This window comes from Corynebacterium tuberculostearicum, assembly GCF_032821615.1.
Classification (GTDB): domain Bacteria; phylum Actinomycetota; class Actinomycetes; order Mycobacteriales; family Mycobacteriaceae; genus Corynebacterium; species Corynebacterium tuberculostearicum_H.
In genome coordinates this window covers 116,318-141,391 of sequence record NZ_JAVBIF010000003.1, presented here as the reverse complement: position 1 = coordinate 141,391, position 25,074 = coordinate 116,318, and the positions used below count along the sequence as shown (strand labels likewise).

Annotated in this window: 24 protein-coding genes; 8 read left to right on the top strand and 16 right to left on the bottom strand. The window is 59.1% G+C overall.

Annotated elements, in window-relative coordinates; all coding sequences use genetic code 11:
* Positions 1–6 precede the first annotated feature (6 nt).
* From RAE09_RS04435 to gatB, 3 genes are all read right to left on the bottom strand, one after another.
* The gene (locus tag RAE09_RS04435; RefSeq protein WP_005327691.1) at positions 7–1,434 is read right to left on the bottom strand and encodes a YkvI family membrane protein; all 1,428 of its coding nucleotides are present in this window, start codon (positions 1,432–1,434) and stop codon (positions 7–9) included.
* A gap of 202 nt (positions 1,435–1,636) precedes the next feature.
* Complete coding sequence (locus RAE09_RS04430) at positions 1,637–2,689, bottom strand: NAD(P)-dependent alcohol dehydrogenase (RefSeq protein ID WP_040425022.1); 1,053 nt, start codon at positions 2,687–2,689, stop codon at positions 1,637–1,639.
* 137 nt (positions 2,690–2,826) lie between these two features.
* Complete coding sequence (gene gatB / locus RAE09_RS04425; protein WP_040425024.1) at positions 2,827–4,332, bottom strand: Asp-tRNA(Asn)/Glu-tRNA(Gln) amidotransferase subunit GatB; 1,506 nt, start codon at positions 4,330–4,332, stop codon at positions 2,827–2,829.
* 57 nt (positions 4,333–4,389) lie between these two features.
* Here gatB and RAE09_RS04420 point away from each other — a divergent pair, with 57 nt between their 5' ends.
* On the top strand, positions 4,390–5,175 hold the full coding sequence (locus tag RAE09_RS04420; protein ID WP_179386406.1) for a DUF4261 domain-containing protein: 786 nt from the start codon (positions 4,390–4,392) through the stop codon (positions 5,173–5,175).
* A gap of 10 nt (positions 5,176–5,185) precedes the next feature.
* On the opposite strand, the gene RAE09_RS04415 is transcribed toward RAE09_RS04420, so the two are convergent.
* From RAE09_RS04415 to RAE09_RS04405, 3 genes are all read right to left on the bottom strand, one after another.
* The gene (locus tag RAE09_RS04415; RefSeq protein WP_394371992.1) at positions 5,186–6,154 is read right to left on the bottom strand and encodes a bile acid:sodium symporter family protein; all 969 of its coding nucleotides are present in this window, start codon (positions 6,152–6,154) and stop codon (positions 5,186–5,188) included.
* A 79-nt stretch (positions 6,155–6,233) separates the two neighbouring features.
* On the bottom strand, positions 6,234–7,265 hold the full coding sequence (locus tag RAE09_RS04410; protein ID WP_316981070.1) for an ATP-dependent 6-phosphofructokinase: 1,032 nt from the start codon (positions 7,263–7,265) through the stop codon (positions 6,234–6,236).
* Between the two features lie 24 nt (positions 7,266–7,289).
* Positions 7,290–8,666: an MFS transporter gene (locus RAE09_RS04405; RefSeq protein WP_316981069.1), complete on the bottom strand. Its 1,377-nt coding sequence runs from the start codon at positions 8,664–8,666 to the stop codon at positions 7,290–7,292.
* Between the two features lie 47 nt (positions 8,667–8,713).
* Here RAE09_RS04405 and RAE09_RS04400 point away from each other — a divergent pair, with 47 nt between their 5' ends.
* Positions 8,714–9,037 carry a hypothetical protein gene (locus tag RAE09_RS04400; protein WP_005323344.1) on the top strand — a complete coding sequence of 108 codons (324 nt, stop codon included), beginning with the start codon at positions 8,714–8,716 and terminating at the stop codon, positions 9,035–9,037.
* 73 nt (positions 9,038–9,110) lie between these two features.
* On the opposite strand, the gene RAE09_RS04395 is transcribed toward RAE09_RS04400, so the two are convergent.
* The 3 genes from RAE09_RS04395 to gatC form a co-directional block, all read right to left on the bottom strand.
* Positions 9,111–9,605, bottom strand: coding sequence for an META domain-containing protein (locus RAE09_RS04395; RefSeq protein WP_150851468.1), 495 nt, complete (start codon positions 9,603–9,605; stop codon positions 9,111–9,113).
* A gap of 86 nt (positions 9,606–9,691) precedes the next feature.
* Entirely contained in the window at positions 9,692–11,179 is a 1,488-nt protein-coding gene (gene gatA / locus RAE09_RS04390) for an Asp-tRNA(Asn)/Glu-tRNA(Gln) amidotransferase subunit GatA (RefSeq protein ID WP_316981068.1), read from the bottom strand.
* Positions 11,180–11,500 carry an Asp-tRNA(Asn)/Glu-tRNA(Gln) amidotransferase subunit GatC gene (gene gatC / locus RAE09_RS04385; RefSeq protein ID WP_218840749.1) on the bottom strand — a complete coding sequence of 107 codons (321 nt, stop codon included), beginning with the start codon at positions 11,498–11,500 and terminating at the stop codon, positions 11,180–11,182.
* A 180-nt stretch (positions 11,501–11,680) separates the two neighbouring features.
* Between gatC and RAE09_RS04380 the strand changes: the two genes are divergently transcribed.
* The gene (locus RAE09_RS04380) at positions 11,681–12,340 is read left to right on the top strand and encodes an ACT domain-containing protein (protein WP_150851473.1); all 660 of its coding nucleotides are present in this window, start codon (positions 11,681–11,683) and stop codon (positions 12,338–12,340) included.
* 10 nt (positions 12,341–12,350) lie between these two features.
* Here RAE09_RS04380 and ligA read toward each other — a convergent pair whose 3' ends face one another.
* Positions 12,351–14,420: an NAD-dependent DNA ligase LigA gene (ligA, locus tag RAE09_RS04375; RefSeq protein WP_394371989.1), complete on the bottom strand. Its 2,070-nt coding sequence runs from the start codon at positions 14,418–14,420 to the stop codon at positions 12,351–12,353.
* Positions 14,421–14,465: 45 nt separating this feature from the next.
* Between ligA and RAE09_RS04370 the strand changes: the two genes are divergently transcribed.
* Positions 14,466–15,137 carry a 3'-5' exonuclease gene (locus tag RAE09_RS04370; RefSeq protein ID WP_316981066.1) on the top strand — a complete coding sequence of 224 codons (672 nt, stop codon included), beginning with the start codon at positions 14,466–14,468 and terminating at the stop codon, positions 15,135–15,137.
* Positions 15,138–15,206: 69 nt separating this feature from the next.
* Positions 15,207–16,328, top strand: a complete 1,122-nt coding sequence (locus RAE09_RS04365) for an AAA family ATPase (protein WP_316981065.1) — start codon at positions 15,207–15,209, stop codon at positions 16,326–16,328.
* Here RAE09_RS04365 and RAE09_RS04360 read toward each other — a convergent pair.
* A complete protein-coding gene (locus tag RAE09_RS04360) occupies positions 16,325–17,239 on the bottom strand; it encodes a uroporphyrinogen decarboxylase/cobalamine-independent methonine synthase family protein (RefSeq protein ID WP_316981064.1) in 915 nt (304 codons plus the stop codon). The genes RAE09_RS04365 and RAE09_RS04360 overlap by 4 nt on opposite strands.
* Positions 17,240–17,316: 77 nt before the next feature.
* On the opposite strand from RAE09_RS04360, the gene RAE09_RS04355 reads away from it, so the two are divergent.
* Positions 17,317–17,685, top strand: coding sequence for a PH domain-containing protein (locus RAE09_RS04355; RefSeq protein WP_250409173.1), 369 nt, complete (start codon positions 17,317–17,319; stop codon positions 17,683–17,685).
* On the opposite strand, the gene mnmA is transcribed toward RAE09_RS04355, so the two are convergent.
* On the bottom strand, positions 17,678–18,763 hold the full coding sequence (gene mnmA, locus RAE09_RS04350) for a tRNA 2-thiouridine(34) synthase MnmA (RefSeq protein WP_200435255.1): 1,086 nt from the start codon (positions 18,761–18,763) through the stop codon (positions 17,678–17,680). The two genes, RAE09_RS04355 and mnmA, sit on opposite strands and share 8 nt — an antisense overlap.
* A 94-nt stretch (positions 18,764–18,857) precedes the next feature.
* Here mnmA and RAE09_RS04345 point away from each other — a divergent pair, with 94 nt between their 5' ends.
* On the top strand, positions 18,858–19,694 hold the full coding sequence (locus RAE09_RS04345; RefSeq protein WP_316981063.1) for a spermidine synthase: 837 nt from the start codon (positions 18,858–18,860) through the stop codon (positions 19,692–19,694).
* Here the strand turns inward: RAE09_RS04345 and RAE09_RS04340 are convergent.
* Positions 19,675–20,835 carry a glycoside hydrolase family 25 protein gene (locus tag RAE09_RS04340; protein ID WP_316981062.1) on the bottom strand — a complete coding sequence of 387 codons (1,161 nt, stop codon included), beginning with the start codon at positions 20,833–20,835 and terminating at the stop codon, positions 19,675–19,677. The two genes, RAE09_RS04345 and RAE09_RS04340, sit on opposite strands and share 20 nt — an antisense overlap.
* 208 nt (positions 20,836–21,043) lie before the next feature.
* Between RAE09_RS04340 and RAE09_RS04335 the strand changes: the two genes are divergently transcribed.
* Entirely contained in the window at positions 21,044–22,213 is a 1,170-nt protein-coding gene (locus tag RAE09_RS04335) for an HNH endonuclease signature motif containing protein (RefSeq protein ID WP_316981061.1), read from the top strand.
* Here the strand turns inward: RAE09_RS04335 and RAE09_RS04330 are convergent.
* The 3 genes from RAE09_RS04330 to RAE09_RS04320 are packed head-to-tail and all read right to left on the bottom strand — an operon-like array spanning position 22,210 to position 25,057.
* Complete coding sequence (locus tag RAE09_RS04330) at positions 22,210–23,325, bottom strand: cysteine desulfurase family protein (protein WP_316981060.1); 1,116 nt, start codon at positions 23,323–23,325, stop codon at positions 22,210–22,212. The two genes, RAE09_RS04335 and RAE09_RS04330, sit on opposite strands and share 4 nt — an antisense overlap.
* Positions 23,325–24,266, bottom strand: coding sequence for an electron transfer flavoprotein subunit alpha/FixB family protein (locus RAE09_RS04325; RefSeq protein ID WP_005327658.1), 942 nt, complete (start codon positions 24,264–24,266; stop codon positions 23,325–23,327). Before RAE09_RS04325 ends, RAE09_RS04330 begins: the two co-directional genes overlap by 1 nt.
* A gap of 8 nt (positions 24,267–24,274) precedes the next feature.
* On the bottom strand, positions 24,275–25,057 hold the full coding sequence (locus RAE09_RS04320; RefSeq protein WP_250412341.1) for an electron transfer flavoprotein subunit beta/FixA family protein: 783 nt from the start codon (positions 25,055–25,057) through the stop codon (positions 24,275–24,277).
* Positions 25,058–25,074: the final 17 nt, after the last annotated feature.

Below are 25,074 nucleotides of genomic sequence, written 5' to 3'. Positions count from 1 at the left end.
GTCCGCTTAATTCTTGGAATTGTCAGCCTTTGGTAGCTCCTCATCTTCCTCAGGGTCGCCGGATGCGCCGGTTTCTTCGACCCACTTTTCAATTTCTTCCGGGGTGCGGTCAGTTTCTACCGCATCACGCTCGGTGTAGTAAGAGTGGTCGTGGCGGTTTTCTTCGTACTTTTCCTTGTCAAAGTCCACGTCGTCGTCACCATCGAGCTCTTCGGTGACTTCCTCCACCAGCTCATCGTAGAGGGCCTCATTGTCCATATTGGAGTCCTCGATGTGCTGGCCAATCTCATCGTCGTAGCGCTCGGCGTCGTAGTCCTTGTCTGGGTGCAGCTTCAGGTGCATGAGGGCACGCACGCGCTCACGGCGCACAGCCTCATCCTGGATTTGAGACTGGCTGCGGAACCAAGCAAAGACCAAGATGGCCACCATCAGAATGCCCATGTAGCCGATGACTGGGTAGATGTAGTTCATCAGGGTCTTAAAGCCGGCGAAGGACACGGCGAACCCGGCCAAGCAGCCAACGATAAAGATAACCGGGAAGCGCTTCTCATGGCCGGCAGATAGGCGCTTGCCCAGCGCGTAGAACATGCCGATAGCGGTATTGAAGATCATCATGTAAATGATGACCGCCATGATGGAGCCGAGCGTCGGGTTAACGCTATCTACCAAAGACAGCATCGGAATATCGGAGCCTTGTGCCTTGTCCGAGTTCATCAGCAAGGAGAATCCGGCAAGGCCCATCATGATGGAGTAGATGACGCCGCCTACAACGCCGCCCCAACCGGCCTCGCGTGGGCTGATATTGTCGCCACCGATAACCAGGGACATGGACACGGCGAGCATCAGCGCCAGGCCGTTGTAATTGAGTGCGGAAATGAGCCAGTTACCAATCGGGGTGTCGATCTGGCTGGAGGCGTCCATAGCGGCGCCGATGTCATCCGGCATATTGAGGCCGGTGTAGATGGCCACGCCGATGACCGCAATGATGATGGTCGGCGTTACGGCACCAATAACCTTGGATACCTTGTCCACGTCGAGCATGCCGACAATCAAAACCAAGACCAGCATGAGCGTGGAGCCGATCCAAGTCTTCCAGCCAAATTGCTGCTCCATATTGGAACCCGCGCCAGCCAACATCACAAAGCCAATAGCAAAGAGGGTGATGATGACCGCGATGTCCAGCAACTTGGAGACGATCGGGTGGGTGACATTGCGGAAAACGGTGTTGTGCTCAGAAGCGTGGAAGTAACTGCCCAGCTGCAAGAACACGGTACCGGCAAGGGTCATGATGAGTGCGGCGATAATGATGCCGGGAATACCCCAGGAACCAAAGGCAGTGAAGTACTGCACCACCTCTTGGCCCGTGGCAAAGCCGGCGCCCACCAACAAGCCCACGAAGGACATGGCAATGGCGATAATGTTTTTAGAAGACACGGTTGCCTAACTTTTGTAGCGAATATCTCTCGCATACTGGTGCGCGCGGCCCCTTGTCCCCCACTCCCCAGCACGTGGGTCCCACAACACCGGTATGCGTTCCTTAAGGAATGGTACGTAAGTGACCCGTTAAACACCTACTGACACATACCGATGTTGTGATAAATCACATTTGGTGATTAGGCGAAATCAACCTAACGCTTTAGTCGTCGAAGGTCGCGGTATCAATCACGAAGCGGAACTTTACATCGCCTGCCACCACGCGCTCATAGGCGTCATCAACATCGTTAACGCCGATCTTTTCAATGACGGCGCCGATACCGTGCTCGGCACAGAAGTCCAGCATCTCCTGGGTCTCTGCAATGCCGCCGATGTTATTGCCCGTAAGCACCTTGCCGCCGCCGACGAGGCTGCTCATATGGATCCCCAGCTCCTCCGGCGGAAGTCCGACAACGGACATGATGCCGCGCGGCTTCAGTAGCTGCAGATAGTCATCGAGGGAGTACTGGGCAGAAATGGTGGACAGGATGACATCGAATTCGCCGCGGTGGTTGGCAAAGAAGTCTTCCTCTTCACCGGTGGCCAGAATATGCTTCGCACCCAGCTCATAGGCTTCCTTTTCTTTGCGCAGGGAGCGGGAAATCACGGTTACTTCCGCGCCCTTTGCCGCAGCGATCTGCACACCCATGTGACCCAAGCCGCCTAGGCCCACTACGGCAACCTTGTCGCCTTCCTTGACCTGCCAGCGAGCCAGCGGCGAATAGGTGGTGATTCCGGCGCACAGCAGCGGGGCTGCGACATCAAAGTCGATACCCTCCGGAATGGTGCACACAAAGTTTTCGTTGACGACTACCTTCTGGGCGTAGCCGCCTTGGGTAATGGTGCCGTCTACGTCTTCGGAGTTATAGGTGCCCACATTGCCATTCATGCAGTTCTGCTCCTGGCCGTTGCGACACTGTTCGCACTCACCACAGGAGTTGACCAGGCAGCCAACGCCAACGCGGTCGCCGACTTTAAATTTCGTGACCTTATCGCCCACGGCTTCCACGACGCCGGCAATCTCGTGGCCCACCGTCAGCGGGAAGTGGGCTTGACCCCATTCGTTGCGGATGGTGTGAATATCGGAGTGGCAGATGCCCGCAGCCTTGATATCAATGACCACGTCGTCTTCGCGCGGATCGCGGCGCTCAATTTCTACGACCTTGAATGGAGCTTCAGGGCTTTCCTTTTGCAATACTTTGCTCTTAATTGTCATGCCCACGACCCTACGCTTAACCCCACTGACCTCGCCTAACGAAAATTATCACCGTTTCCGACAGGGGAGGAAAACCAAAAAGCCAGCCACGTCCCTTCGGTTGAAGAGGGATGAACGCGGCTGGCTATGTGGGGGTCTTAGTTCAGCTTCTCTGCGATGAGCTTATTGACCTGGCCCGGATCGGCCTTGCCCTGGGTGGCCTTCATGACCGCACCCACGATGGCACCGGTGACCTTCTTATTGCCGGCACGGTACTTTTCCACGATGTCCGGGTTGGCGGCCAGCGCGTCATCTACGGCCTTCTCGATGGCGCCGTCATCGCGCACGACCTCCAAGCCGCGCTTTTCGACGACCTCGTCGACGTCACCCTCGCCCGCCAACACACCATCAACGGCCTTGCGTGCGAGCTTGGTGGTCAGCTTGCCCTCATTGACGAGCGCGATAACGCGCGCCACGTGCTGCGGGGTAATGGACAGACCAGCAAGATCGGTCTCCTGCTCGTTGGCCTTGCCGGCCAGGTAGGAAACCCACCAGGAGCGCGCCTCGTCCGGCTTCGCGCCGGCCTCAACGGTATCCACGATGAGGTCGAGGGCGCCGGCGTTGACCAAGTCGCGCATCTCCTCATCCTTGATGCCCCACTCTTCCTGGATGCGCGCACGGCGAACCCATGGCAGCTCCGGAAGGGTCTGGCGCAGCTCTTCTACCCACTCGCGCGGTGCGATGACCGGCGGCAGGTCCGGATCGTTGAAGTAACGGTAGTCCTCCGCCGTCTCCTTTGGACGACCCTTGGAGGTGGTGCCGTCGGTCTCTTGATAGTGGCGGGTTTCCTGGTCAATGGTGCCGCCGTCTTCGAGCACCTGCGCCTGGCGCTGCATTTCGAAGCGAACCGCCTGCTCCACGGAACGCAGGGAGTTAATGTTCTTGGTCTCGGTGCGGGTACCAAACTCTTCCTGGCCCACCGGGCGCAGGGACAAGTTGGAGTCCACACGCATGGAGCCTTGATCCATGCGGGCGTCGGAAACGCCCAAGGCTGCAACGAGCTCACGCAGCGCGGAAACGTAGGCCTTAGCCACCTCCGGCGCGCGCTCACCGGCGCCAATGATCGGCTTGGTAACGATCTCAATGAGAGGAATGCCCGCACGGTTGCAATCCACCAGGGACGCCGTGGCGCCGTGAATACGGCCGTCTGCACCACCGAGGTGGGTCAGCTTGCCGGTGTCTTCCTCCATGTGGGCACGCTCGATTTCCACGCGCCACTCGGTGCCGTCTTCCAGCACTACGTCCAGGTAGCCGTCATAGGCAATCGGCTCGTCGTACTGGGAAATCTGATAGTTCTTCGGCTGGTCCGGGTAAAAGTAATTCTTGCGGGCAAAGCGAGAGGACTCCGCAATGGAGCAATTAAGCGCCAGGCCAATCTTGATGGCGCCCTCCACGCCCTTGGAGTTAACTACCGGCAGCGCACCGGGCAGGCCCAGGGAGACCGGGTCAACGTTGGAGTTAGGCGCTGCGTTGAAGTTCGTAGGAGAGGTAGAAAACATCTTGGTTTCCGTATCCAGCTCTACGTGGACTTCCATGCCCATTACCGGTTCGAACTTTTCTAGGACCTCATCGAAGTCCATCAGGTCATACATCGCAGCAGTCATGCGTGCCATCTTAATACGTCGATGCGCCCGCGCGCTCACGCCCCTAAGCTGAATATTATGACTACACCACATAGCGTTGATGCCGCGCTTATCGATGCCCCTTTGATCAACATCGCAGTCTTCCGCACTGCCCCTACCCCTGAGGAGGTAAGCGAACGCCTGACCACCACTTTTGGCGATCGCCTGGGAGATATCATGCCGGGCAAGAATCCGGGAAGCATCATGGTCGAGCTTGATGATTCCTTCCTATTGCACTACCAAGCCGTCGATACCCCTCCCACTCGCGATAGCTATGGCCTCCACCCCATTTTGAGCGCGGATTCCCGCGGCCTCGATTCCGCCACCGCACAAATCCTCGTATCCGTGCTTCCCCAAGAGACCGAAGATGATCGCGCGAAGCAATTCCGCGAGGCCCGCCGCGAACACCTTGAACTGCTCTCCAAGGCCACCGCGGTGGTAGCCGAGCACCCCGACTGCCTGATAGTCCACAACCCCCGCGGAAACGTATCCATTGCGCCGAATACTTTCCTCGAGGCCGTTCGGGATAACCTTGCTCCAATGCACATCGCTCCGGTGTGGCTTACCCAAAAAGAAAACAAGATCTTGGGTTATACCGTTGGGCTGGTCCAAGCCGGACACCCCGAAATCCAGGCGGCCACCAAATCCATGGATCCCACCGATCTCTATTACAAGCTGGCCAATATCGCAGACCACGTGCTCCAAGGCGCCACCGTCAAAGACGGCGACACCCTCTCTTTCGAGCAAGGCCAGCCACCTCTCACCGTACAGAAAGAGCCCTGGTTTGTAGACGAGTCCTATCCTGCGGTCACGATTAATTTCTAGCGGAATCCCCCTACTTTCGGGAATCCGAATAGCGGCAGATGGCTGCCAGCACCGCACCAGAAAGGTTGTGCCACACCGAAAAGACGGCTCCTGGCAGGGCGGCCAATGGGGTCATATAGGTCGATGCCAGGGAGGTGGCCAAGCCAGAATTTTGCATGCCCACCTCGACGGCCATGGTGCGCCGCGCGGTAACCGGCTGCTTGGTCAGCATTCCGGCCAGGTAGCCCAAGCCGTAGCCGCAGGCGTTATGGATTACCACTGCGGCAAAGACGAGTACGCCTGCGGTAGCGATGGTGTCGTGCGCTCCGCCGACCACGATGCACACAATGGCCGAAATGGCCGCAACCGAGATCCATGGCAGCGCCGCGTTAATCTTTGCCACCACGCGCGGAACCAGCATGCCGATGAGAATGCCGGCGACTACTGGAATGAGCACGACCTTCACAATGGACCACGCCATGGCGGAGGCGGAGACCGGCATGTACTCCCCTGCCAGCCACAAGGTCAGCAATGGGGTAAGAACCGGCGCCAACAGGGTGGAAATGGACGTCATGGTCACCGACAAAGCCACATCACCGCGCGCAAGGTAAGACACCACGTTGGAACTCGTGCCGCCGGGCGCGCAGCCCACCAAGATAACGCCGGCCGCTACAGCATCAGGAAGATCCATCACCGCGACCACCAACAGCGCCACTAGCGGCATGATGACAAACTGCGCTACTACTCCGATGAGAACGGGCAGTGGACGGCGAGCTACCAGGGCAAAATCCACCGGCTTGAGGGTTAGGCCCATACCGAACATGACAATACCCAGCAGCGGGGTGACCTGCGGGGCGAAGGAAGCTGCGGTCTCTGGCGCGAGGTATCCCATCACCCCACCGATAATCACGAGCACGGGAAAGCCTAGCGCTGCAATGAGCGCTTGGCGGTCTTGCGCTGAGGAAGGCGCAGAGGGCACCTTCACCCGATTATCTGTCATGCTATCGATACTCATGGACAAAAGAGTACGCTCCCACCCAGTGGGAGCGCTATCTTAATATTCGGAACGCAGAATGCCCCTAGCCAAAGAGCGCCTGGGCGTTGCGGTAACGCGATTCCGGCACCGTCTTCAGCGTGCCCACGGCATCTTCCAACGGGACGAGGTCAATATCCTCGCCATGGAGGGCAACGCACATGCCAGACTCACCTTCGTGGATGGCGCGCGCTGCGTGCACGCCGTAGCGAGTAGCAAGCACGCGGTCATAAGCCGTCGGCGTGCCGCCGCGTTGGATATGGCCCAGCACGGTCGTACGTACGTCATACCCGGTGCGAGCCTTGATTTCATCGCCGATTACCTGGCCGATGCCGTTAAAGATCTGATGCCCAAACTGATCGACGCCGCCGGCCTCGAAGTCCATCGTCCCCTCCTTCGGGAGGGCGCCTTCTGCCACGCAGATAATGCCGTACTTCTCGCCCATCTGGAAACGGCGTTCCATCGCTTTCGTAATCTCCGCAATATCGAAGGGCTCTTCCGGTACCACGGTGTAGTGCGCACCGCCAGCCATGCCCGCATGCAGGGCAATCCATCCCACGTGGCGGCCCATAACCTCCACGATCAGGATGCGGTTATGGGACTCCGCGGTGGTGTGCAGACGGTCGATAGCATCGGTGGCCACAGAAACGGCGGTATCGAAACCAAAGGTGTAGTCGGTGGCGTTAACGTCATTATCAATGGTCTTCGGCACGCCCACTACTGGCACGCCGTTATCAGAAAGCCACTTTGCGCCCTTGAGGGTACCTTCACCACCGATGGCGACAAGGGCGTCCACCCCGGCATCCGCCATGTTGGACTTAATCTGGTCAAGGCCGGCCTTGAACTTATCCGGATGCAGGCGGCCGGTGCCCAGGATGGTGCCGCCGCGCAACAGAATACGGTCGATTTCCGCATCGTCATAAAGATCGCGGCGGCGGTCTTCCATCAGGCCCACCCAGCCGTCTTCATAACCTACAACGGTATCTCCAAATTCATTGGATGCGGTACGCACTACCGCACGGATTACAGCATTGAGGCCGGGGCAATCGCCGCCGGACGTTAAAACACCTAGACGCATATCTACCAATCTAGCGCGCGATTTTTAGGCCTGCAGAGTGTCCCTAAAACCTAGGGCAGAAACCAAGCCCACCACCAGCGCAGCCACGATGACGAGCAGCGAATTAATAATTGCTGTCTCTGGGCTACCTGTTTGCATAACTGCGGAAACTAGGGCAACTCCCACCACGGATCCCACCTGGCGGGAGGTGTTGTACACACCGGAGGCAGCGCCCATAAGTTCCGGTGAGATATCGCGCAAGGTGGTAGCTGCGTTGGAACCCCAAATGAAGGACTGTCCCACGCCGAGCCCGGCAATGGGTAGACCGAGCACCCACGGAAGGGCGTCGACCTGCATGACCCACCATGCTGCAAGGAGCGAAAGTATCAGGATGGAAAATCCCAGCACCCCCAGGATCCGCGGATTAACATAATCCGCCATGATTCCAGCCAGCGGAGATATCAGGAGAGACACCAGCGCCATAGGAGCCACGATGATGCCGGCTTCGCCCGCAGGCACTCCCTGCATGGTCTGCAGCCACAGCATGATAGGCAGCATCACCGCGGCAGCCATAAACCCCATTGCGATGATGCCTACAGAGCCCGCCAGATAATTGCGGTCACTAAATAGCGCCAGCGGCACCAGCGGACTCGACCCGCGGGCCTGGGCAGTTGCCTGCAATCGAATAAACCAGACGCTAGCGACAACTCCGGCGAGCAGGATCAGCCAAATGGTCCATCCCCAGCCAAGCACCGGGCCCTGCTGAATACCAAAGACGATTGCCGCCAAGGCGATGAGCGACACGATGGCCGAGGGCGCATCGATAGACTGCGCGGTCGTGGGCAGCTCAGGCACCCACAGCAGCGCGAAGACAATGGCTAGCACCACGAAGGGAACGTGTACCCAAAAGGCGGCCTGCCACCCAAAGTGCCCGACCAGAAAGCCACCGGCGAGTGGACCGGCAAGTGCAGCTACCGAGCCAATGACGCCCCACACACCCAGTGCGCGCCCACGGCGCTCGCGCGCAAAGATGCGATTGATAACGGACATGGTCTGTGGCATCTGGAGGGACGCACCCACGCCTTGCACGGCACGCGCCGCAATGAGCACTTCCACTGTGGGCGCCACGGCACACGCCACCGCACCGAGTCCGAAAATGCCCACACCCAAACAGAACATCCGGCGCTGGCCTAAAACATCGCCCAAGCGGCCGGCAAAGAGCAGCGGCACCACCACAGCCAACAAATAGGCCGCGGACACCCACATGGTGTGGTTAACCCCTGCGTTTAGCTCACGTTGCAGGTCAGGCAGCGCCACCGCCACCATGGATTGGTCCAGCAGGGATACAAAGAATCCGAGGGACAATGCAAACATGGCGCGCCATGCTTGGCGCTCGGGCGGCAGATGCGTCTCCACAGTCATGGCCTTAGAGTCTAGCGGTCCGAGAAATGTCGACCTAGACTGGCTGCATGTCCATGATCGATATTAAAAAGCCCCAAGACGTTTCTACCGCCACCACTGTCACCCTCGGCCTCATCGGTGGCTGGGTGACTGCCCGCGAGACCGGCATTCGCCCGCTGGGCGGCGTAATCCTCGCCGCCGCCGGTGTATGGGCGGGTCGCTCTTGGGCCAAGAAAACCACCCCGGCTACCACCGCCGGCCTGTGCGCACTCTACGTGGGCGCATTCGGCGCCTCCCACCCGCTGGCTAAGAAGATCGGTGCGTGGCCGGCGGTACTGAGCGTCACTGCAGCCTCGGCGGGCGCGGCATATGCGCTTTCCGACGCCAAATAGTCCCCACCCACACAAATGCGCACCACGTCCCTAGACATGGTGCGCATTCTTTTATCCTGTGTGCCGCTAGTTTCTACTTGGCTACCGTGAACTCAACCGCAGCATTCTCGCTACCCAAGGCGACGGTGCCGCCGGGGAGGTTATAGAAGGAGGGGTTGGATTCGAGGAGGCCCCGGAGGGCGTCGGAAAGCTGCTGCGTATGCTCGTCGCAGGCCGCGCGGGTGGAGTTGAACTCGCCCACGCTGATAGTGCCGTCCTTAGCCACCTCGTAGGTAGTGGTGTAGATATTGCAGCCATCATTGACTACCAAGGTGCGGTCCTTGGCAAAGGTGACGCTCAGCTTGCCATCTTCCTTAACGGAGTGGAGCTCGCCGGTGATGGTCTGTCCTTCAATGTGAGGCTCCAGCTTCTCTACGCCCTCCGGGAGCGGAGAAATCAGATCAGACTGAGTCGGCGCGGTCATGCTAAACCCCGGATCGATGTCGGGGACCTGCGCGGCGTTGGCGGCACCAGCGCCCATCAGTGCAGCGGCGGACAACGAAAATAGTGCGGTCTTTTTGAAATGCATGCCCAAGAATTTACCCCCGCCGAATATAAATTCAACGGGGGTAAAGAAATCCTTATGGAATCGTCAGGGACTCCACAGGCGGCGTTTTACTTATCGCGGCCGGCCTCGTAGGCAGCGCCCACCTTGTAGAGGCGGTCATCCTCGAAAGCCGGAGCCATGATCTGCAAACCGGTGGGCAGGTTGGTATCGCTGGCCAAACCGGAGGGCACAGACATGCCACACAGGCCGGCCAGGTTCAGCGGCAGGGTGCACAGGTCAAAGTTATACATTGCCATCGGATCCTCGGCCTTCTCCCCCAGCTTGAATGCGGTAGTCGGGGTGGTCGGGGAAACGAGCACGTCAACCTGCTCGAAGGCACGGGCAAAGTCCTGCGCAATGAGGGTACGCACGCGCTGCGCCTGCAAATAGTAAGCGTCGTAGTAGCCAACGGACAGCGCATAGGTACCCAGCATGATGCGGCGCTTGACCTCGGGGCCAAAGCCCTCCGCACGGGACTGGGACATGACCTGCTCCGCGGAGTGGGAGCCGTCATCGCCGGCACGCAGGCCGTAGCGCATGCCATCGAAACGTGCCAGGTTGGACGAGACCTCACACGGCATAATCAGGTAGTACGCCGCCAGGGCGTCGTCGAAGTGCGGGCAATCAACCTCAACGATTTCGGCACCCTGCTCGCGCAGCTGCTCGACGGCGGCGTGGTAATTCTCCATTACACCTTCCTGCCAGCCATCGCGTTCAAACTGCTTGATGAGGCCCACCTTGACGCCAGAGAGGTCACCCTTGGCGCCTTCGCGTGCGGCAGCGACAACCGGTGCTACCGGCTTATCCACGGAGGTCGCATCGAAGGCATCGTGGCCGGCGATGACCTCGTGCAAGAGCGCGGTATCCAGGACCGTGCGGCCACAGGGGCCGGCCTGATCCAGGGAAGATGCCGCAGCAATAAGGCCATAGCGAGACACGGTGCCGTAGGTTGGCTTTACACCCACAGTATTGGTCAGCGCGGCCGGCTGGCGGATGGAGCCGCCGGTATCGGTACCAATACCGAGTGGCGCTTGGCCGGAAGCGAGTGCAGCTGCGGTACCGCCGCCCGAGCCGCCCGGGGTGCGCTCGGTGTCATAAGGGTTATGAGCCGGACCAAAGGCAGAGTTCTCATTAGAAGAACCCATAGCAAACTCATCCAGGTTGGTCTTGCCCAGGATGGGAATTCCGGCCTCGCGCAGACGCTTGGTCACGGTGGCGTCGTAGGGAGAAACGTAGCCTTCCAGCATCTTGGACGCTGCGGTGGTCGGCGCATCGGTGGTAACGAGCAAATCCTTCAGCGCCAGGGGCACGCCTGCCAGACCAGAAGCAGGCTCTTCGCCGGCATCGAGGGCCTTATCCACGGCGTCGGCAGCCGCGAGGGCTTCTTCCGCCCCCACGTGCAGGAAGGAATTAAGCTCCTCATTGGTCTCTGCGATGCGATCCAGGAAGGCCTGAGTAACCTCGCGGGAGGTAATTTCGCGGGAGTGAATCTTTTCCGCCAACTCGGCGGCGGTCAGGGAGATCAAGCCCTCCGCAGGAACGGTCAGGTTAGACATTTATTCTCCTCCCAAAATCTGTGGCACAACGAAGCGCTCATCTTCTACGGCCGGCGCCTGATCCAAAGCCTGTTCTGCAGTAAGGGTGCGCACAATAACGTCCTCGCGCATCGGGGCGTCCACGGAGTGCGGGTGACTCATCGGCTCCACACCCTCGGTATCCACGTTTCCTACAGCGGAAACGGAATCAACAATTTCATCAATCTGCGTTGCAAACTGGGCTAGCTCTTCCTCACTGAGGGCCAGGCGGGAAAGCTTGGCGAGGTGGGCTACCTCATCACGCGAAATCTCAGACACGCGAACTCCATCCTTTATCTGCATAATCGACATGCGGGTGAAAAATATTCACACCATGCATGTACTATGTGAATTGCTAACGACCCATGGTACTGCACCTACCGAGACGGCTGCCGCGTCACCCCAAATTTGCGTTGCTTGAAGCCCGCATTGTGACGCACGTATCATGTTTGGGACTACAAGCTACCGAAAGCGTGCGAGACCATGTCCTTTTTGATCCGTGTACTGCTCCCCGATTCCCCTGGCAGCCTGGGCCAGCTTGCCGACGCCTTTGGACTCGTCGACGGCAATATCCAATCGGTCGATATCGTAGAAAGCTTCCCCGACGGCACCGTTATGGATGACATCGTCATTGAGCTACCCCAAGGCGCCATGGCCGATGTGCTTATCACCGCCGCCTCCTCCGTCGACGGCGTGGAAATTGACTCCATCCGCCCGTTTAGCGGCCGGGTAGACCGCCGCGGCCAGATCGAGCTGCTCGCGCGTGTAGCTCATGCCACCAATGTCACTGCGGCTATGGAAGAGGTTGTCGCGGCGATCCCGAAGGCACTCACCTCCACCTGGTGCATCGTCATTGACAATAACGAACCCATCCGCCGCCTAGCCTCCTCCAATGCGGCGCCGGAGGATGACGGCACCGTTCCCCACGACATTGAGGTCGAAAGCGCCCGCGTCCTCCAGCCCGAGCGCGACGAGTGGGTACCCGAAAGCTGGTCACTACTTGACTCAGCACTCGCCGCCGCCCCACTCGGCGATACCGGATTAGTCATCGCCATGGGGCGAACCGGCGGCCCTGACTACCTCGCCTCCGAGGTCGAGCACTTGGGCCACATCGGCACTATCTTGGGCAGCTTCCTGAAGTAAGTGAAGCGAATTAGACTTCGCCGGTTTCTAGTAGTTGCTGGAATTGCGACTCGTTGAGAATCGGGATGTCCAGCTCGCGAGCTTTATCCTCCTTCGAGCCGGCGTTTGCACCTGCTACTAGATAGGAGGTTTTCTTCGACACCGAACCGGTGGCCTTGCCGCCACGAGAGACAATAGCTTCTTTCGCGGAATCCCTGGTGAAGTTCTCCAAGCTGCCGGTAACCACAATGGTCAAGCCCTCGAGGGTCTGCTCTTTGTGTTCCTCGGCCGCTACCTCCATGGCCACGCCCGCAGCAGCCCATTTGTCCACAATCGTGCGGTGCCAATCCACCTCGAACCAATCGTGGAAGGATTGCGCGATGGTCATGCCGACGCCATCGACCTCTGCAAGCTCCTCCGTCTTCGCAGCGCGCAGCTTGTCCATGGATCCATAGCGGGAGGCAAGCGCCCGAGCCGCAATCGGGCCCACGTGACGTATGGACAGCGAGACCAAGACGCGCCAGAAGTCGCGTCCCTTGACCTCCTCCAGGTTGTTTAGCAAATTCTGGCCAGCCGTATTGACCTTGACGTTGCCCTCCTTCTTAGAGCGCTTGTCTTTGGTGTCCTTCTTTGCGGTATAGACATCTGAGGCCAATAGCTTTTCCGCGGTGAGCTCAAAAAGCTCCGACTCATCAACGAGAATGCCGTTGTCGATCAAATCCATCGCACCCTTCTCGCCCAAAGCCTCAATATCCAACGCCTTGCGGGAAGCCAGATACTCCAGGCGTGCCGAGAGCTGCGCCGGACAGGACTGTGTATTGGGGCAACGCCAATCGGCGTCGCCGTCCTTCTGCGGGGCCAATTTCGTACCACACGCGGGACAGTTCTCTGGGAAGGTCCACTCATACTCGCTGCCATCGCGCTGCTCGCGCACCGGCCCAAGGACCTCCGGAATAATTTCGCCCGCCTTGCGGATAATGACGGTATCCCCGATGAGCACGCCCTTGCGCTTGACCTCGGATTGGTTGTGCAGGGTTGCCATAGACACCGTGGAACCGGAGACAAAGACCGGCTCCATGATGGCGAAAGGCGTTACTCGCCCAGTACGGCCTACCCCCACCTCAATATTCTTGAGTTTCGTGGTCACTTCTTCCGGCGGATACTTATAGGCAATGGCCCAGCGCGGCGCGCGGGAAGTCGAACCAAGTGCGCGCTGCGAAGCCAAATCATCCACCTTGACTACGAGTCCGTCCATTTCAAAGATGGCGTCGTGGCGGTGTTCTGCCCAATGCGCCACCTCTTCCTGAACCTCTTTGGCCGAGTGCACCTGCTTGGTATACGGGGAAACGGGTAGCCCCCAAGCCGCAATCGCCTTATAGGCATCGTGCTGTGAGCTGGGCGAGAATCCCTCGCGCGCACCCAAGCCGTGGCACACCATTTTCAGGCGGCGCTTTTTCACCTCGGCGGGATCCTTCATGCGAAGTCCACCAGCCGCGGCATTGCGCGGGTTGGCAAATTTATCCTTGCCATCAGCCGCGCGTTCCTCATTAATCTCCCCGAAGTCTTCGGGTCGCATATATACCTCGCCGCGGATCTCGATAAGCGCCGGGACAGGGTATTCAGCAGTTCCCGTAAGCTCATGCGGAATATCCTCGATTACGCGGGCATTGGCAGTAATCTCCTCGCCCACCGTGCCGTCGCCACGAGTCGCGGCGGTGGTCAAGCGCCCATCACGATAAACCAAGTCGATAGACAAACCATCAATCTTCAGCTCGGTGAGATAAGTTTGTGCCGGAGTTCTATCCAACCAATCCTGCATCTCGCCAGCGCTAAAAACATTGTCCAAGCTCATCATGCGCTCAAGGTGCTCAATATCTTCGCCGCCGCTCGGAGCGGCGCCTACCTGCTGGGTGGGCGAATCAGGCACGGCAAGCTCTGGGTGCTCTTCTTCTAGCGCAAGAAGGCGCTGAAAGAGTGCATCAAAGTCGGCGTCGGGAATAGCCGGCTCACCGTTGTAGTACAGATTGCGGTGGCGGCGCACTTCCTGCGCGAGGTCGTTCCATTCACGGTGCAGATCAACTGGATTAGTCACGCTGCCCAAGTGTAGCTATCCCTCGTGTCGGGGCTAGCTACTAAGGTATGGATCATGAATTTCGACGCCTCCCGCATGCTCGCCTTCGACCTTGAGACCACCTCGGCCAACCCTAAACAAGCCCGCATTGTTACCTCTGCCCTAGTCCGCATTGACGGCCGCGATGTGCAAAAAATTGAGCACCTAGCCGATCCCGGAATCGAAATTCCACAGGAAGCGACCAATGTCCATGGAATCACCACGGAAAAGGCTCGCGCAGAGGGGCGACCACATGAGGATGTTCTAAAAGATACGGTCGAAGCCATCAAGGCCGCGTGGGAGGACGGCCTGACGCTCATTGTCTATAACGCTGCCTTTGATCTCACGGTGTTGCGCAGCCTCACTGGCGATTTCACGGTAACCGGCCCGGTCTATGACCCCTATGTGATCGACCGCGTCAGCGATAAGTGGCGAAAAGGAAAACGAACCCTTGGCGCAGTGTGCGAACACTATGGCGTCGAGTTGGGCAACGCCCACGAAGCTACTGCCGACGCCCTAGCGGCCGCCCGCGTGGCGTGGAAGCAGGTACGCCAGCACTACCCCAACCTGGCACAGATGGATGAAAACGAGCTCATGGAGTTCCAAGCCGTCAAGTGGTACGAGGATCGGACTGCATTTAAGAAATACCTGGAAGGCAAGGGCCGCGATGCCTCGGATGTCTCGACGGCGTGGCCACTCATCAGTTAAAGTCTCCCAAATCTCCACTTCGAGCCGAAAGTCTCCCAAATCTCCGACAAAACGGGTTACACTAACCGCATGGACAACCCATTCCGCCCGACATTCGGCGCCCCTCCCCTGTTCTGGGTCGGCCGCGGCGTCGTGCTCGATAGTTTCCGCACTGCCCTCGATGGTTCAGCAGGCAATGCCTCCCGGTCCATGGTGCTAAGCGGAGCTAGGGGCATCGGCAAAACGGTCCTTATCAACGAGTTGGAAGATATTGCTGAAGCGCGCGGTTGGGTAACGCTACGCGCCTCCGGGCGCTCCACCATGGTGGAGGAACTGGTCAACACCACGATTCCGAGGCTCCTCGAGCGGCTCTCGCCCAGCGATAAGAAGAAGGTCAGCCGCATCGGCATCGGCGGCGTAGGATCGATTGGCTTCGACCACCAGAAGGAAGACCGCTTCGCCCCCACGTTGAATACCCGCCTACGCGAGCTTTCCGCCGAGCTAAAGGGAACCGGCATCCTCCTCACCATCGATGAGGTCCAAGACGCCGACGTCGAAGAGCTCACCACCATCGCCGTGGCCTACCAAGACTTGGTGCGCGATGAAATCGATATCGCCTTGGTGGCCGCTGGCCTGCCGCAGGGGGTCAACCACTTGTTGGACCTGCCCGGGGTCACCTTCCTGCGCCGGGCCCAGAAATTCGTGCTCGGCCCCTTGTCGCCGGCCAATGCGGAGCAGGCGCTCGAACATACAGCCTCGGGCTCAGGGCTGGAGTTTAGCCACGAAGCGATTACGGACGCCGCTGCGCTCACCCGCGGCTATCCCTACCTCGTGCAATTGGTCGGCTCACTAGCGTGGGAGCGCAGTCGCCGGAACCACGAAAGCGGCATTTCCCAGCAGACAATTGCCTCCATCACCCCTGATGCAATATCGATCATGGGCGCTCAGGTGCACCAGCCTGCGACGCTAGCCCTGCCGCCGGCGCAGCGGGAGTTCCTAGAAGCGATGGCCGCAGTCGAAGTCGATGGCATCGCCACCATCGCAGACATCGCGGGCCACATGGACCGCACGGTGCGCTCCTTGTCGGCCACCCGCCAGCGGCTTATCGACGCCGACCTCATCGAACCCACCGCACATGGCAAGCTACGCTACGTCATTCCCTATATGGGCGAATACTTCACCACCACGGATAGCCGCGGGCGCGTCGATTAAAGATCGCCGACGTCACGGATGAGGATGCCCGCCACCTCAGCGGCAAAAGAATAGCTGTGCGCGGCCTTTTCCACCGGCCACGGGAAGATATCAACCTGCCCTGGAATTAGCTCCCGCGACAATCCCATGCGGTCGAAGTGCTGTGCAATAGAAATAGCCTCCGTGCGAGCATCGTGCCCTGCCACGCCGAGACCAACGCGAGCGCCGCCATCAATCCACTGCCCCAAGCCATCGAGATGCTCGGGCGAGGCTAGACCAGCGAAATCGAGCAGCACCGTCTTCGCCGCCACTTCCCATAAGGGCTCGCGAAGCCGTAAGTAATCCGCGCCAAACTCCGCCAAAGTCGCATTGACTTGGTCCGCGGGAACAGCCCTAATCGTATCGAAGTCGGTGGTGCCTGGAAGGGTGCCTGAAAGGACGTCGGCAAGCAGGGGCTCGTCCAGCTGGACACGCACTTCTGCCCCAAAGCGCTGTGCCACCTGCGCCGTGTGTTCCTGAATTCCGGCCAATAAAGCACCACACAGGTCCCGGAACGCACCTGAATCAGTAATCGCGCGGTGCCCGTTTCCTAGCTCCACGGCGGCCGCCAAACTCCACGGGCCTACCGCTTGGACCTTGATGCGCGGAACTGACTCGCCCCACACCTCCTGAATCTCGTCCAGGTCCCGGCTCAACTGGTCGCCAATCCAATGCGAGATGAGCTGCGGCCGATCACTGAGTACCCACGATCGTGGTCCGCGGTCAATGGAGACTGCTTCCAACAAGCCCGCTGTTCGCCCAATGGCCCCAGCGTGAATCCCGCGGTCCGGCAACTGCGGAAGGTGCGGAAGACCACCCGTCTCCCCCACCACGATGTCTGCCGCCTCACTCATGGAGTATCCCGGCATGGGGCCTAAGCCAAAAGCGTCCATATTCACCTCGGCGCTAGTATTATTTCTCAGAATTATCTATTCGATACGCGACGTATCACTTGGAAAGGAACCTTACTATGGGCGTGGAAAAATACTCCGGCTGGACCTTCTACAACGAGTGCGAAATCCCTCAGGACATTTCCACCGTCTTGGCTGACCAGGAATATCCTGTCTGCGCTTTCAAGACCGTCCGTGATGCCGCCGTATTTACCAATAGGCGCCTCATCATCCGCGATGCCCAAGGCCTTACAGGCAAAAAGGTAGAGATGTACTCCCTGCCCTATTCCTCCATCACCATGTGGTCCACGGAAAACGCCGGAAAGCTCCTTGACTTCAATGCCGAACTGCAGCTGTGGACTAGGGCCGGCGAATTCAAAATCAACATTGGCCCCAATATCGATGTCCGAGCGCTAGATCGGCTCATCGCCAACTGCGTGCTTATTTAGTTCCGCAGATGGTGCCGGAGCCGATGACGATGTCTCCCAACTCGTCCGGCGAAGGCAAATACAGCACCGCCGCTTGGCCGCGGGCGACACCAGATAGCGGCTCCTTGAGTTCGAGGCGCATCTCGTCCGCCTCGCGGTCAACGTGGGCAGTACATGGCACCACGGAGCCGTGTGCGCGCACCTGAACCTCGCACTCGAAATCCCCATCCATGCCCGGGTGGAGGTACTTCAGGCGATCGGCCTGAATCGAGGTTACGGCCAAGTCCTCGCGGGCACCGACGGTAACCGTGCCGGTAGCAGCATCAATATCGGTGACGTATCGAGGGCGGCCGTCGGCAGCCGGCGCCTTAATGTCCAGGCCCTTACGCTGGCCGATGGTGTAGTTCCACGCGCCATCGTGCTCCTTGAGCTCCGTACCCTCTTGATCCACGATCATGCCGGGGCGCAGCCCAATGCGTGCGCCCAAAAAGGCCTGCGTATTGCCGTCTGGAATGAAGCAGATGTCATAGGAATCCGGCTTTTTCGCGGTGGAAAATCCGTGCGCCGCAGCCTCTTCACGGATCTGCGGCTTAGGGGTATCGCCGATGGGGAAAAAGCAGTGCTCCAACTCCTCGGCCGAAATCACGCCGAGCACATAAGACTGATCCTTATTCTCGTCCAAGGACCGGCGCATATAGCCGTCCTCATCGATGGTGGCGTAGTGGCCCGTCGCAACCGCATCGAAGCCAAGCGCCATGCCCTTTTGCAGCAGCGCCCGGAACTTAATCTTCTCGTTACAGCGCAAGCAGGGATTGGGGGTCTCGCCGCGGGCGTAGGAATCCACGAAGTCCGTGATGACCTCTTCTTTGAATTCTTCCGAAAAGTCCCAGACATAAAAAGGAATGCCCAGATTATCGCAGATGCGGCGGGCATCGGCCGAATCCTCCAGTGAGCAGCATCCGCGGGCTTTTTCCCTGGTCTGCTGCGCGTCTTTGTGCAGGGCGAGGTGAACGCCAATCACCTCGTGGCCGGCTTCTACTGCACGCGCGGCGGCAACCGATGAGTCCACGCCGCCGGACATGGCAACCAATACTCGCATTGTGCTCCCCATTTCACCTTGACTACAGGCCCGAAAGTCTACTCCCTAGCCCCAACGCGGTTTAAATCGAATCCATTCCCTAAGCTTGTGTGACATGGGCAGAAAGCGAGCTTCCACTGATCCGGGAATTACCGGCACCTACGATATTTCTACCGGCACAGCCGAGGTTGTGCCGGATGAGTTTCGCGACGGCGCCTATATTCTCAACGTTAATGGCGTGCCGAGCAGCCACATTGTGCTCGGTGAGCCGGAGGAGCTGGAGTTTGAGTATATGCGCTGGATTGCGGCGGCGGTTGAGCACCTCAATACTCGGCCCGCGAAAAAGCTCCGCGTGACCCACCTAGGCGGCGCGGGATGCTCCCTTCCGCGCTATTTTGCCAGCAAGCTTCCGGGCAGCCGCCACACGGTGGTCGAACTCGACGCCAAGTTGGGCGAGTTGGTGCGTACGCTTTTCGACGTCCCCCGATCCCCCACCGTCAAAATCCGCGCCGGCGAAGCACGCAAAGAAACCGAAGGGTTCCTGCCGTCCAGCCGCGACATCATCATCCGCGATGTCTTTGCTGGCGACAAGACACCAGCCAACCTCACCACCGTGGAATTCTTTCAAGCTGCAAAGCAGTCGCTGGCGCCGGGTGGTCTCTACGTAGCCAACTGCGGCGACCATTCCGATCTACAGCTGGCAAAGAGCGAGCTGGCGGGCCTCGATCGAGTATTTGACCACCTCGCCGTCATCGCGGACCCACCGATGCTCAAGGGGCGGCGCTACGGGAACATCATCCTGGTAGCCTCAGATACAGAAATGCCAGCCGAGGGGTCCGTCGAAGCCGCCCAGCTGGCAAAGACACTCCTTGGCGGGGCCGTGCCCGCCCATTACAAAGACGAGGCCTGGACCCGCGCGTTTTTCACCGGTGCTACTGCAGTACGCGATTAAGCAGCGTAGCCGCCTGACCCGCATCAAAGTCGGGTACGTCAGCGCCGGCGTTCTTGGCGGCATTCTTAACTTCCGATACCTCCGACTCGGAGACGTTGCCTGACTTAACGTTGTTCACGTGACCGGCATTGTCCAGCAGGATAGCTAGGTCACTGACGGAGAAGTTGCCCTTGGCCATATCACCCAAGTCCTCCACTGGAAGGGCATCCTTGTCTTGCAGGGTCTTTACGAAGGAAGCCAAGCCCTTCGCTGCTTCGGGATCGAGGCCGGACTTTTCGGCGGCGTCGGCAAGCTGCGGAATCGCAATCAGCCCCGCCGCCAGGGCCAAAATAGCACCGATGAGCGGCGTACTATCGGAGCTCAAGTCAAGCCCATCGCTCACAACCAGCTGCTCTAGCGCGCCGCCGACGTCAACGTAGTTGCCGTCGCTGAAAGACTGCAGCTGCTGCTTGGAACCATTAAACAGGTTCATGTCAACATCGGTAGAAATGCCTGCTACCTTGCCAGAACCAGAACGCTGCCAGAAAGATAGCTCGTTCCATCCGCCCACCGCTTCAGGTGCTTGGTCCTGATAGGCCGCGAGCCACAGTGGCATATCCGAGAACTTCTGGGAGTTATTCATCTGCCCCATCCAGAAGTACTTGTAGGTGTAGATCATGGGCGTGCGACCGGTAAGACGCTTGAGCTCGCTAGTAAATTCTTCAATCCACTGCTCCAGCTGTGCCGCAGACTTCCCTTCCGTCACCTCGATATCAAGTGCAGGAGGCAATGTCTGATTCGGGGCAAGGGCGATCTGCGCGGCAAAATTGGCCGCCTGAGTCTTGGCGTCGCCAGCCGGACGTGCGTAGTGGTATGCACCGGTCTTGAGTCCAGCAGCATTAGCCGCCTGAATATCCTCTACATAGTGGGGGTTTACCCAATCACCGCCCTCGGTAGCCTTCACGAATGCAAAGGACTGACCGTCGGTACGCACCTTTGACCAATCGATAGGTGTACCGCCTGGATGCTGGTGCGCTGCAACGTCAATGCCCTTAGGTGCACCGAAGCTCACCGCCTGGGCGACGGCAGTACCACTTACGGCTAGTGCAGCCACGGTGACTACCGCAGTAATGCTCTTTCGGAGTGCTTTCTTTGAAGTCATGCGCGTGAGTCTAGCAACACCTTCACTCCTGTCACATCTTTAACACGCACCACTTGAAATAATTTTCTTTACTTCCATTTCGCCCCTCTTGGAATACACCCCTTTAGAACACATATTTGCCCATAACCCTTGCGGAGCGGCAGGGCACGGCTTAAAATAAACACCATGAAATTACGCACACTAGTTCTACTATTCGGGGGATTTAATCTTGGACGCCTACTACATAGTCAATGACACCAACGATCCGATAGCAGTAAAAGTCACAGAAATCAGGAAACAAGAATACCTATTCTGGAGAGAGGTCAAGCCAGATCTAGAAGACGATTTCGATATCTCCTGCCACACACTTTCTGCTCGGACGGGCTTAAGCGAGCGGCGCACGCGGGACATAACCATGGCCCTTTATCGACTCGCAGAGCTACCACTCACAAAGGCGCTCCAGGAAACCTATTACTTCCTGGATTTCTCTCGTCTTATTACTATCGACGCCGTGCTTAGCAAGCTGGGCGACATCCCGACCGAAATTCTCGAGCGGATAGATCAAGAGCTTGCGCGTTACCTGACCCCTACCAAGCCCGGCCAGGTACTGCCTTCGAATACGAATTTGCGGCGAAAACTAAATGGCCTCATCGCTGTAGAGGACCCACACCCCAATGAAGATAGAGAGCCTGATGCAGGGAACGACTCCTATTTCACCTACCACAGTTTCGGTGGGAAGGCCGGGCTAGCAGTGGAATTCGATGAAGTTACCATGCTAGCCATCGATGAACACGTTAGTAAGGCAGCCGAAGAGCATAACCTCACGAAAGCTGAAGCCCTAGCCAAGTTGATTCTGGGCGAAATTGAGTCGCGGGCCAAAGTGGTTCTTCATATGTACCGAGCCCACGACCAGGAGGCTGCTCCCGCATTTATCCGGGGATTCGGATGGGTAAGCCCTGAGACCGCTGACAGTCTGCGTCCCACCCAGACGCGGGATATGGACCTTGCAAAAAGGATGGAAAGCGAAAGCTACGTTACTCCCCCGCTCATTGGCGCCTACGTGGAAGGCCGCGATGGCGTGTGCCGCTGGCCAGGTTGTAATCGCCCGGCAGAGAACTGCCAAAAGGACCACCGAATTGACCATGCACAGGGAGGAAAAACGGCGGGAAGCAACTTGGCCTCACTGTGCCAGCACCATCACAACATCAAGACTGATGGTGGCGCCTTCTACATCATGGATCCACATACTGGAGACATAGTATGGCTCTTTGACGATGGCCGCTGGGAATACGATGAGCCCCAAGGACCGCTAGCGCCCAGGAACAAGAACTGGGCGCTAACGGTAGGCCAAGCTATCGCCGCCCGGCGAGCTGCGGCGAAAGAAAGGAATGATAGCTAGACGGAACGGGCTCGGGAAATAACCTCCGGAAGATGAGCCAAGACGTAGTCAACATCCTCTTCCGAAGTAAGCCTGCCGAGAGTAAAACGCAGGGAACCGATTCCTTCCGCCTCACTTACGCCCATTGCTTCGAGGACATGAGACATGCGGTTTACGCCTGCGCTGCAAGCGCTGCCGGTAGAGGCCTCGATCTGCAAGGAATCCAGCAGCATGATGAGGCTATCGCCGTCAGCACCGGGGAAAGAGACGTGCAGGTGGGAAGGCAAGCACGGCTCAGCAGAGTTGACCACTACGTCATCGATGGTGGCGAGGATTCCGCCGCGCAGCTTATTGCGGAGAGCAGCAATTCGCTCACCCTGGGCGGTGATTTCGGAGACGGATTCCTCCAACGCCGCAGCTAGACCGGAAGCGCCCGCCACGTCCACGGTGCCAGGGCGGATGCCCCGTTCTTGGCCACCGCCGTAGGCAATCGGCTGGGGCGCAGGACTGCGCTTGGCCAAAAGCAGACCGATGCCGCGAGGGCCACCGAACTTGTGGGCGCTGGCGGCGAGGCTGGTGATCCCTAGATCGGAAAAATTGATGGGAACTTTGCCCACGGCCTGCACCGCATCCACGTGCACGGGTGTGCCTGTCGCATTCGCACGTGTGGCTATCTCTTCGATGGGCTGAATGGCGCCGGTCTCGTTGTTGGCCCACATGCAGGTAGCGACGTCGGCAAGCGTGTCTAGGGCCGACAGATCTGCAATGTGCCCGGAACGGTCGACGGGAAGGATATCGACAGTTGCTCCGGTTTTCTCCAGCTTAGAGACGGTATCGCGCACGGCCGGGTGCTCAATGGCGGTAGAAATAATGCGGTTTGTTTGCCCAGCCGCGTAGAGACCCTGAATGGCGATATTGTCCGCCTCAGTGCCAGAAGAGGTAAAGATGACTTCGATGGGCTCGCAGCCGAGGAGGGAAGCGACCTTTTCGCGGGCATCATCCAGTACGGACCGAGCCTTGCGGCCGGAACCATACTGCGCGCCGGAGTTGAGGGAGCCGGCCGCCGCCACCCACGCGTCAATCGCGCTCTGGCGCATCGGCTGGGTAGCGGCATAGTCAAAGTAGTACGGCATTACTGGCGCGCCTTCAGTTCCTCGGTCAGGGCTGGTGCGATTTCATGCAGGTCACCCACGACGCCGAGATCAGCGATCTGGAAGAACGGCTCATCCTGGTCTTGGTTGACCACCACAATGGTGCCGGAAGTCTGCATGCCAGAGGTGTGCTGGATAGCGCCAGAGATACCCAAGCCGATGTAGAGGTCAGGTGAGACGGTAACACCGGTCTGGCCGATCTGATAGGCGGCGTCATAAAAGCCTTCATCGACGGCGTCACGGGTGGCGCCGACTGCGGCCCCGAGGGCGTCGGCAAGCGGCTCGACGACGGCGCCGAACTCGTCACCCACACCACGGCCGCCGGCGACGACTGCCTTTGCTTCAGTAATTTCCGGTCGCGCGGACTTCTGTGCCGGAGTAAAGGAAGTTACCTTGACGTCTTTGCCCGTGGCGGCCGGCAACGGCATCGGCGCCGGCTGCGCCTCCACCTGCTGTGGTGCAGCCTCAACCGCGCCTGGGCGGAGGGTGTAAATCGGGCACTGGCCAGCGGCGGTAGAGGTGGTCTCATAGGAACCACCGAAAATGCTCATCTGGGCGGAGCCATCGGCGGCGATGCCATTGACATTGACCAGCGCGCCAGAGGCGAGGCGAGCCGCGAGGCGGCCGGCAATCTCGTTATTGGCCGGAGTTGCGGCCAGCACGATGGGCGCTGGGTTCGCAGCGCCAAGCGCATGCAGGGCATCGACCTCCGGGGTAAGGAAACGCTGGTCATAATCCTCGGCCGTTGCCTGAACTACCTGTGCGGCGCCGAGGGCGGCAAGGTCGGCATCGAACTTATCGGCCTGCTTGCCGACGACCACTGCGGACACCGTACCCAATTCCCGCGCGGCCGTAATCAGCTCGCCGGTAACGGGAAGGAGGTTGTCCGCGTCGTGCTCAACTAGTACGTAAACGTGCGACATATCTACTCCTAAATCAAGTTCTTAGCGGACAGGAAGTCAGCGATCTTCTTCGCTGCGTCCTGCGGGTTGGGCTCGGAGATAACTTCGCCGGCGGTGCGCGGTGGGCGCTTCTCCGCGGCCACCACGGAGGTCGTCGGCGCGATGGCCTCGATGCCCAGGTCAGTCAGGGTGAAGGTGGTGATTTCCGCCTTCTTAGCTGCCATAAGGCCCTTGAAGTTGGGGAATCGCGGCTTGTCGCTCTTATCGTTCACCGTAACGATCGCCGGCAACGGCGCCTCAAGTTCCCAGGTGCCGCGCGCATCCTCGCGGGTGCCCTGCAGGGTGCCGTCAGCTAGCTCTACCTTGTGCAGGCCGGTAAGGGCCGGCAGCTGGCGGTATTCGGCGAGCAGACCGGCAAGCAGGCCGGTGGAGGCGTCGGAAGCTTCGGTGCCGGCGGTGATCAGCTGGACGTCGTCAAGCTTATTGAGCGCGGCATTGAGGGTCCACGCGGTCGATAGCGCGTCCGCTCCGGCCAGGGAATCATCGGAGACGAGCACGGCATCGTCGGCGCCCATGGCCAAAGCCTTGCGCAATGCCTCGTCGGCTTGGGCCGGCCCCATCGTCAGTGCTACGACTTTGTAGCCCGCATCGGGGTTATTGTCGCGCAGGCGCAGGGCTTGTTCCACGGAGTACTCATTAACCTCATCAATGACGTTATCCACGGAGGTGCGATCCAGGGTGTGGTCATCGTTCAAAGACTTGGTAGACCACGTATCCGGCACGTGTTTGACCAGAGCCACGATAGTTGGCATTGGGCACTCACCTTTCC

Bases quoted from the DNA above. Each gene is read 5' to 3' on its own strand.
- RAE09_RS04345 (WP_316981063.1), top strand. From the start codon at position 18,858: ATGGGCAGAAAGCGAGCTTCCACTGATCCGGGAATTACCGGCACCTAC.
- RAE09_RS04340 (WP_316981062.1), bottom strand. From the start codon at position 20,835: ATGACTTCAAAGAAAGCACTCCGAAAGAGCATTACTGCGGTAGTCACC.
- RAE09_RS04415 (WP_394371992.1), bottom strand. From the start codon at position 6,154: ATGACAGATAATCGGGTGAAGGTGCCCTCTGCGCCTTCCTCAGCGCAA.
- RAE09_RS04420 (WP_179386406.1), top strand. From the start codon at position 4,390: ATGACTACACCACATAGCGTTGATGCCGCGCTTATCGATGCCCCTTTG.
- RAE09_RS04370 (WP_316981066.1), top strand. From the start codon at position 14,466: ATGAATTTCGACGCCTCCCGCATGCTCGCCTTCGACCTTGAGACCACC.
- mnmA (WP_200435255.1), bottom strand. From the start codon at position 18,763: ATGCGAGTATTGGTTGCCATGTCCGGCGGCGTGGACTCATCGGTTGCC.
- RAE09_RS04400 (WP_005323344.1), top strand. From the start codon at position 8,714: ATGTCCATGATCGATATTAAAAAGCCCCAAGACGTTTCTACCGCCACC.
- RAE09_RS04405 (WP_316981069.1), bottom strand. From the start codon at position 8,666: ATGACTGTGGAGACGCATCTGCCGCCCGAGCGCCAAGCATGGCGCGCC.
- RAE09_RS04320 (WP_250412341.1), bottom strand. From the start codon at position 25,057: ATGCCAACTATCGTGGCTCTGGTCAAACACGTGCCGGATACGTGGTCT.
- RAE09_RS04365 (WP_316981065.1), top strand. From the start codon at position 15,207: ATGGACAACCCATTCCGCCCGACATTCGGCGCCCCTCCCCTGTTCTGG.
- RAE09_RS04380 (WP_150851473.1), top strand. From the start codon at position 11,681: ATGTCCTTTTTGATCCGTGTACTGCTCCCCGATTCCCCTGGCAGCCTG.
- RAE09_RS04395 (WP_150851468.1), bottom strand. From the start codon at position 9,605: ATGCATTTCAAAAAGACCGCACTATTTTCGTTGTCCGCCGCTGCACTG.
- gatC (WP_218840749.1), bottom strand. From the start codon at position 11,500: ATGCAGATAAAGGATGGAGTTCGCGTGTCTGAGATTTCGCGTGATGAG.
- RAE09_RS04325 (WP_005327658.1), bottom strand. From the start codon at position 24,266: ATGTCGCACGTTTACGTACTAGTTGAGCACGACGCGGACAACCTCCTT.
- RAE09_RS04355 (WP_250409173.1), top strand. From the start codon at position 17,317: ATGGGCGTGGAAAAATACTCCGGCTGGACCTTCTACAACGAGTGCGAA.
- RAE09_RS04430 (WP_040425022.1), bottom strand. From the start codon at position 2,689: ATGACAATTAAGAGCAAAGTATTGCAAAAGGAAAGCCCTGAAGCTCCA.
- gatB (WP_040425024.1), bottom strand. From the start codon at position 4,332: ATGACTGCTGCGATGTATGACCTGATGGACTTCGATGAGGTCCTAGAA.
- gatA (WP_316981068.1), bottom strand. From the start codon at position 11,179: ATGTCTAACCTGACCGTTCCTGCGGAGGGCTTGATCTCCCTGACCGCC.
- RAE09_RS04360 (WP_316981064.1), bottom strand. From the start codon at position 17,239: ATGGACGCTTTTGGCTTAGGCCCCATGCCGGGATACTCCATGAGTGAG.
- RAE09_RS04330 (WP_316981060.1), bottom strand. From the start codon at position 23,325: ATGCCGTACTACTTTGACTATGCCGCTACCCAGCCGATGCGCCAGAGC.
- RAE09_RS04410 (WP_316981070.1), bottom strand. From the start codon at position 7,265: ATGCGTCTAGGTGTTTTAACGTCCGGCGGCGATTGCCCCGGCCTCAAT.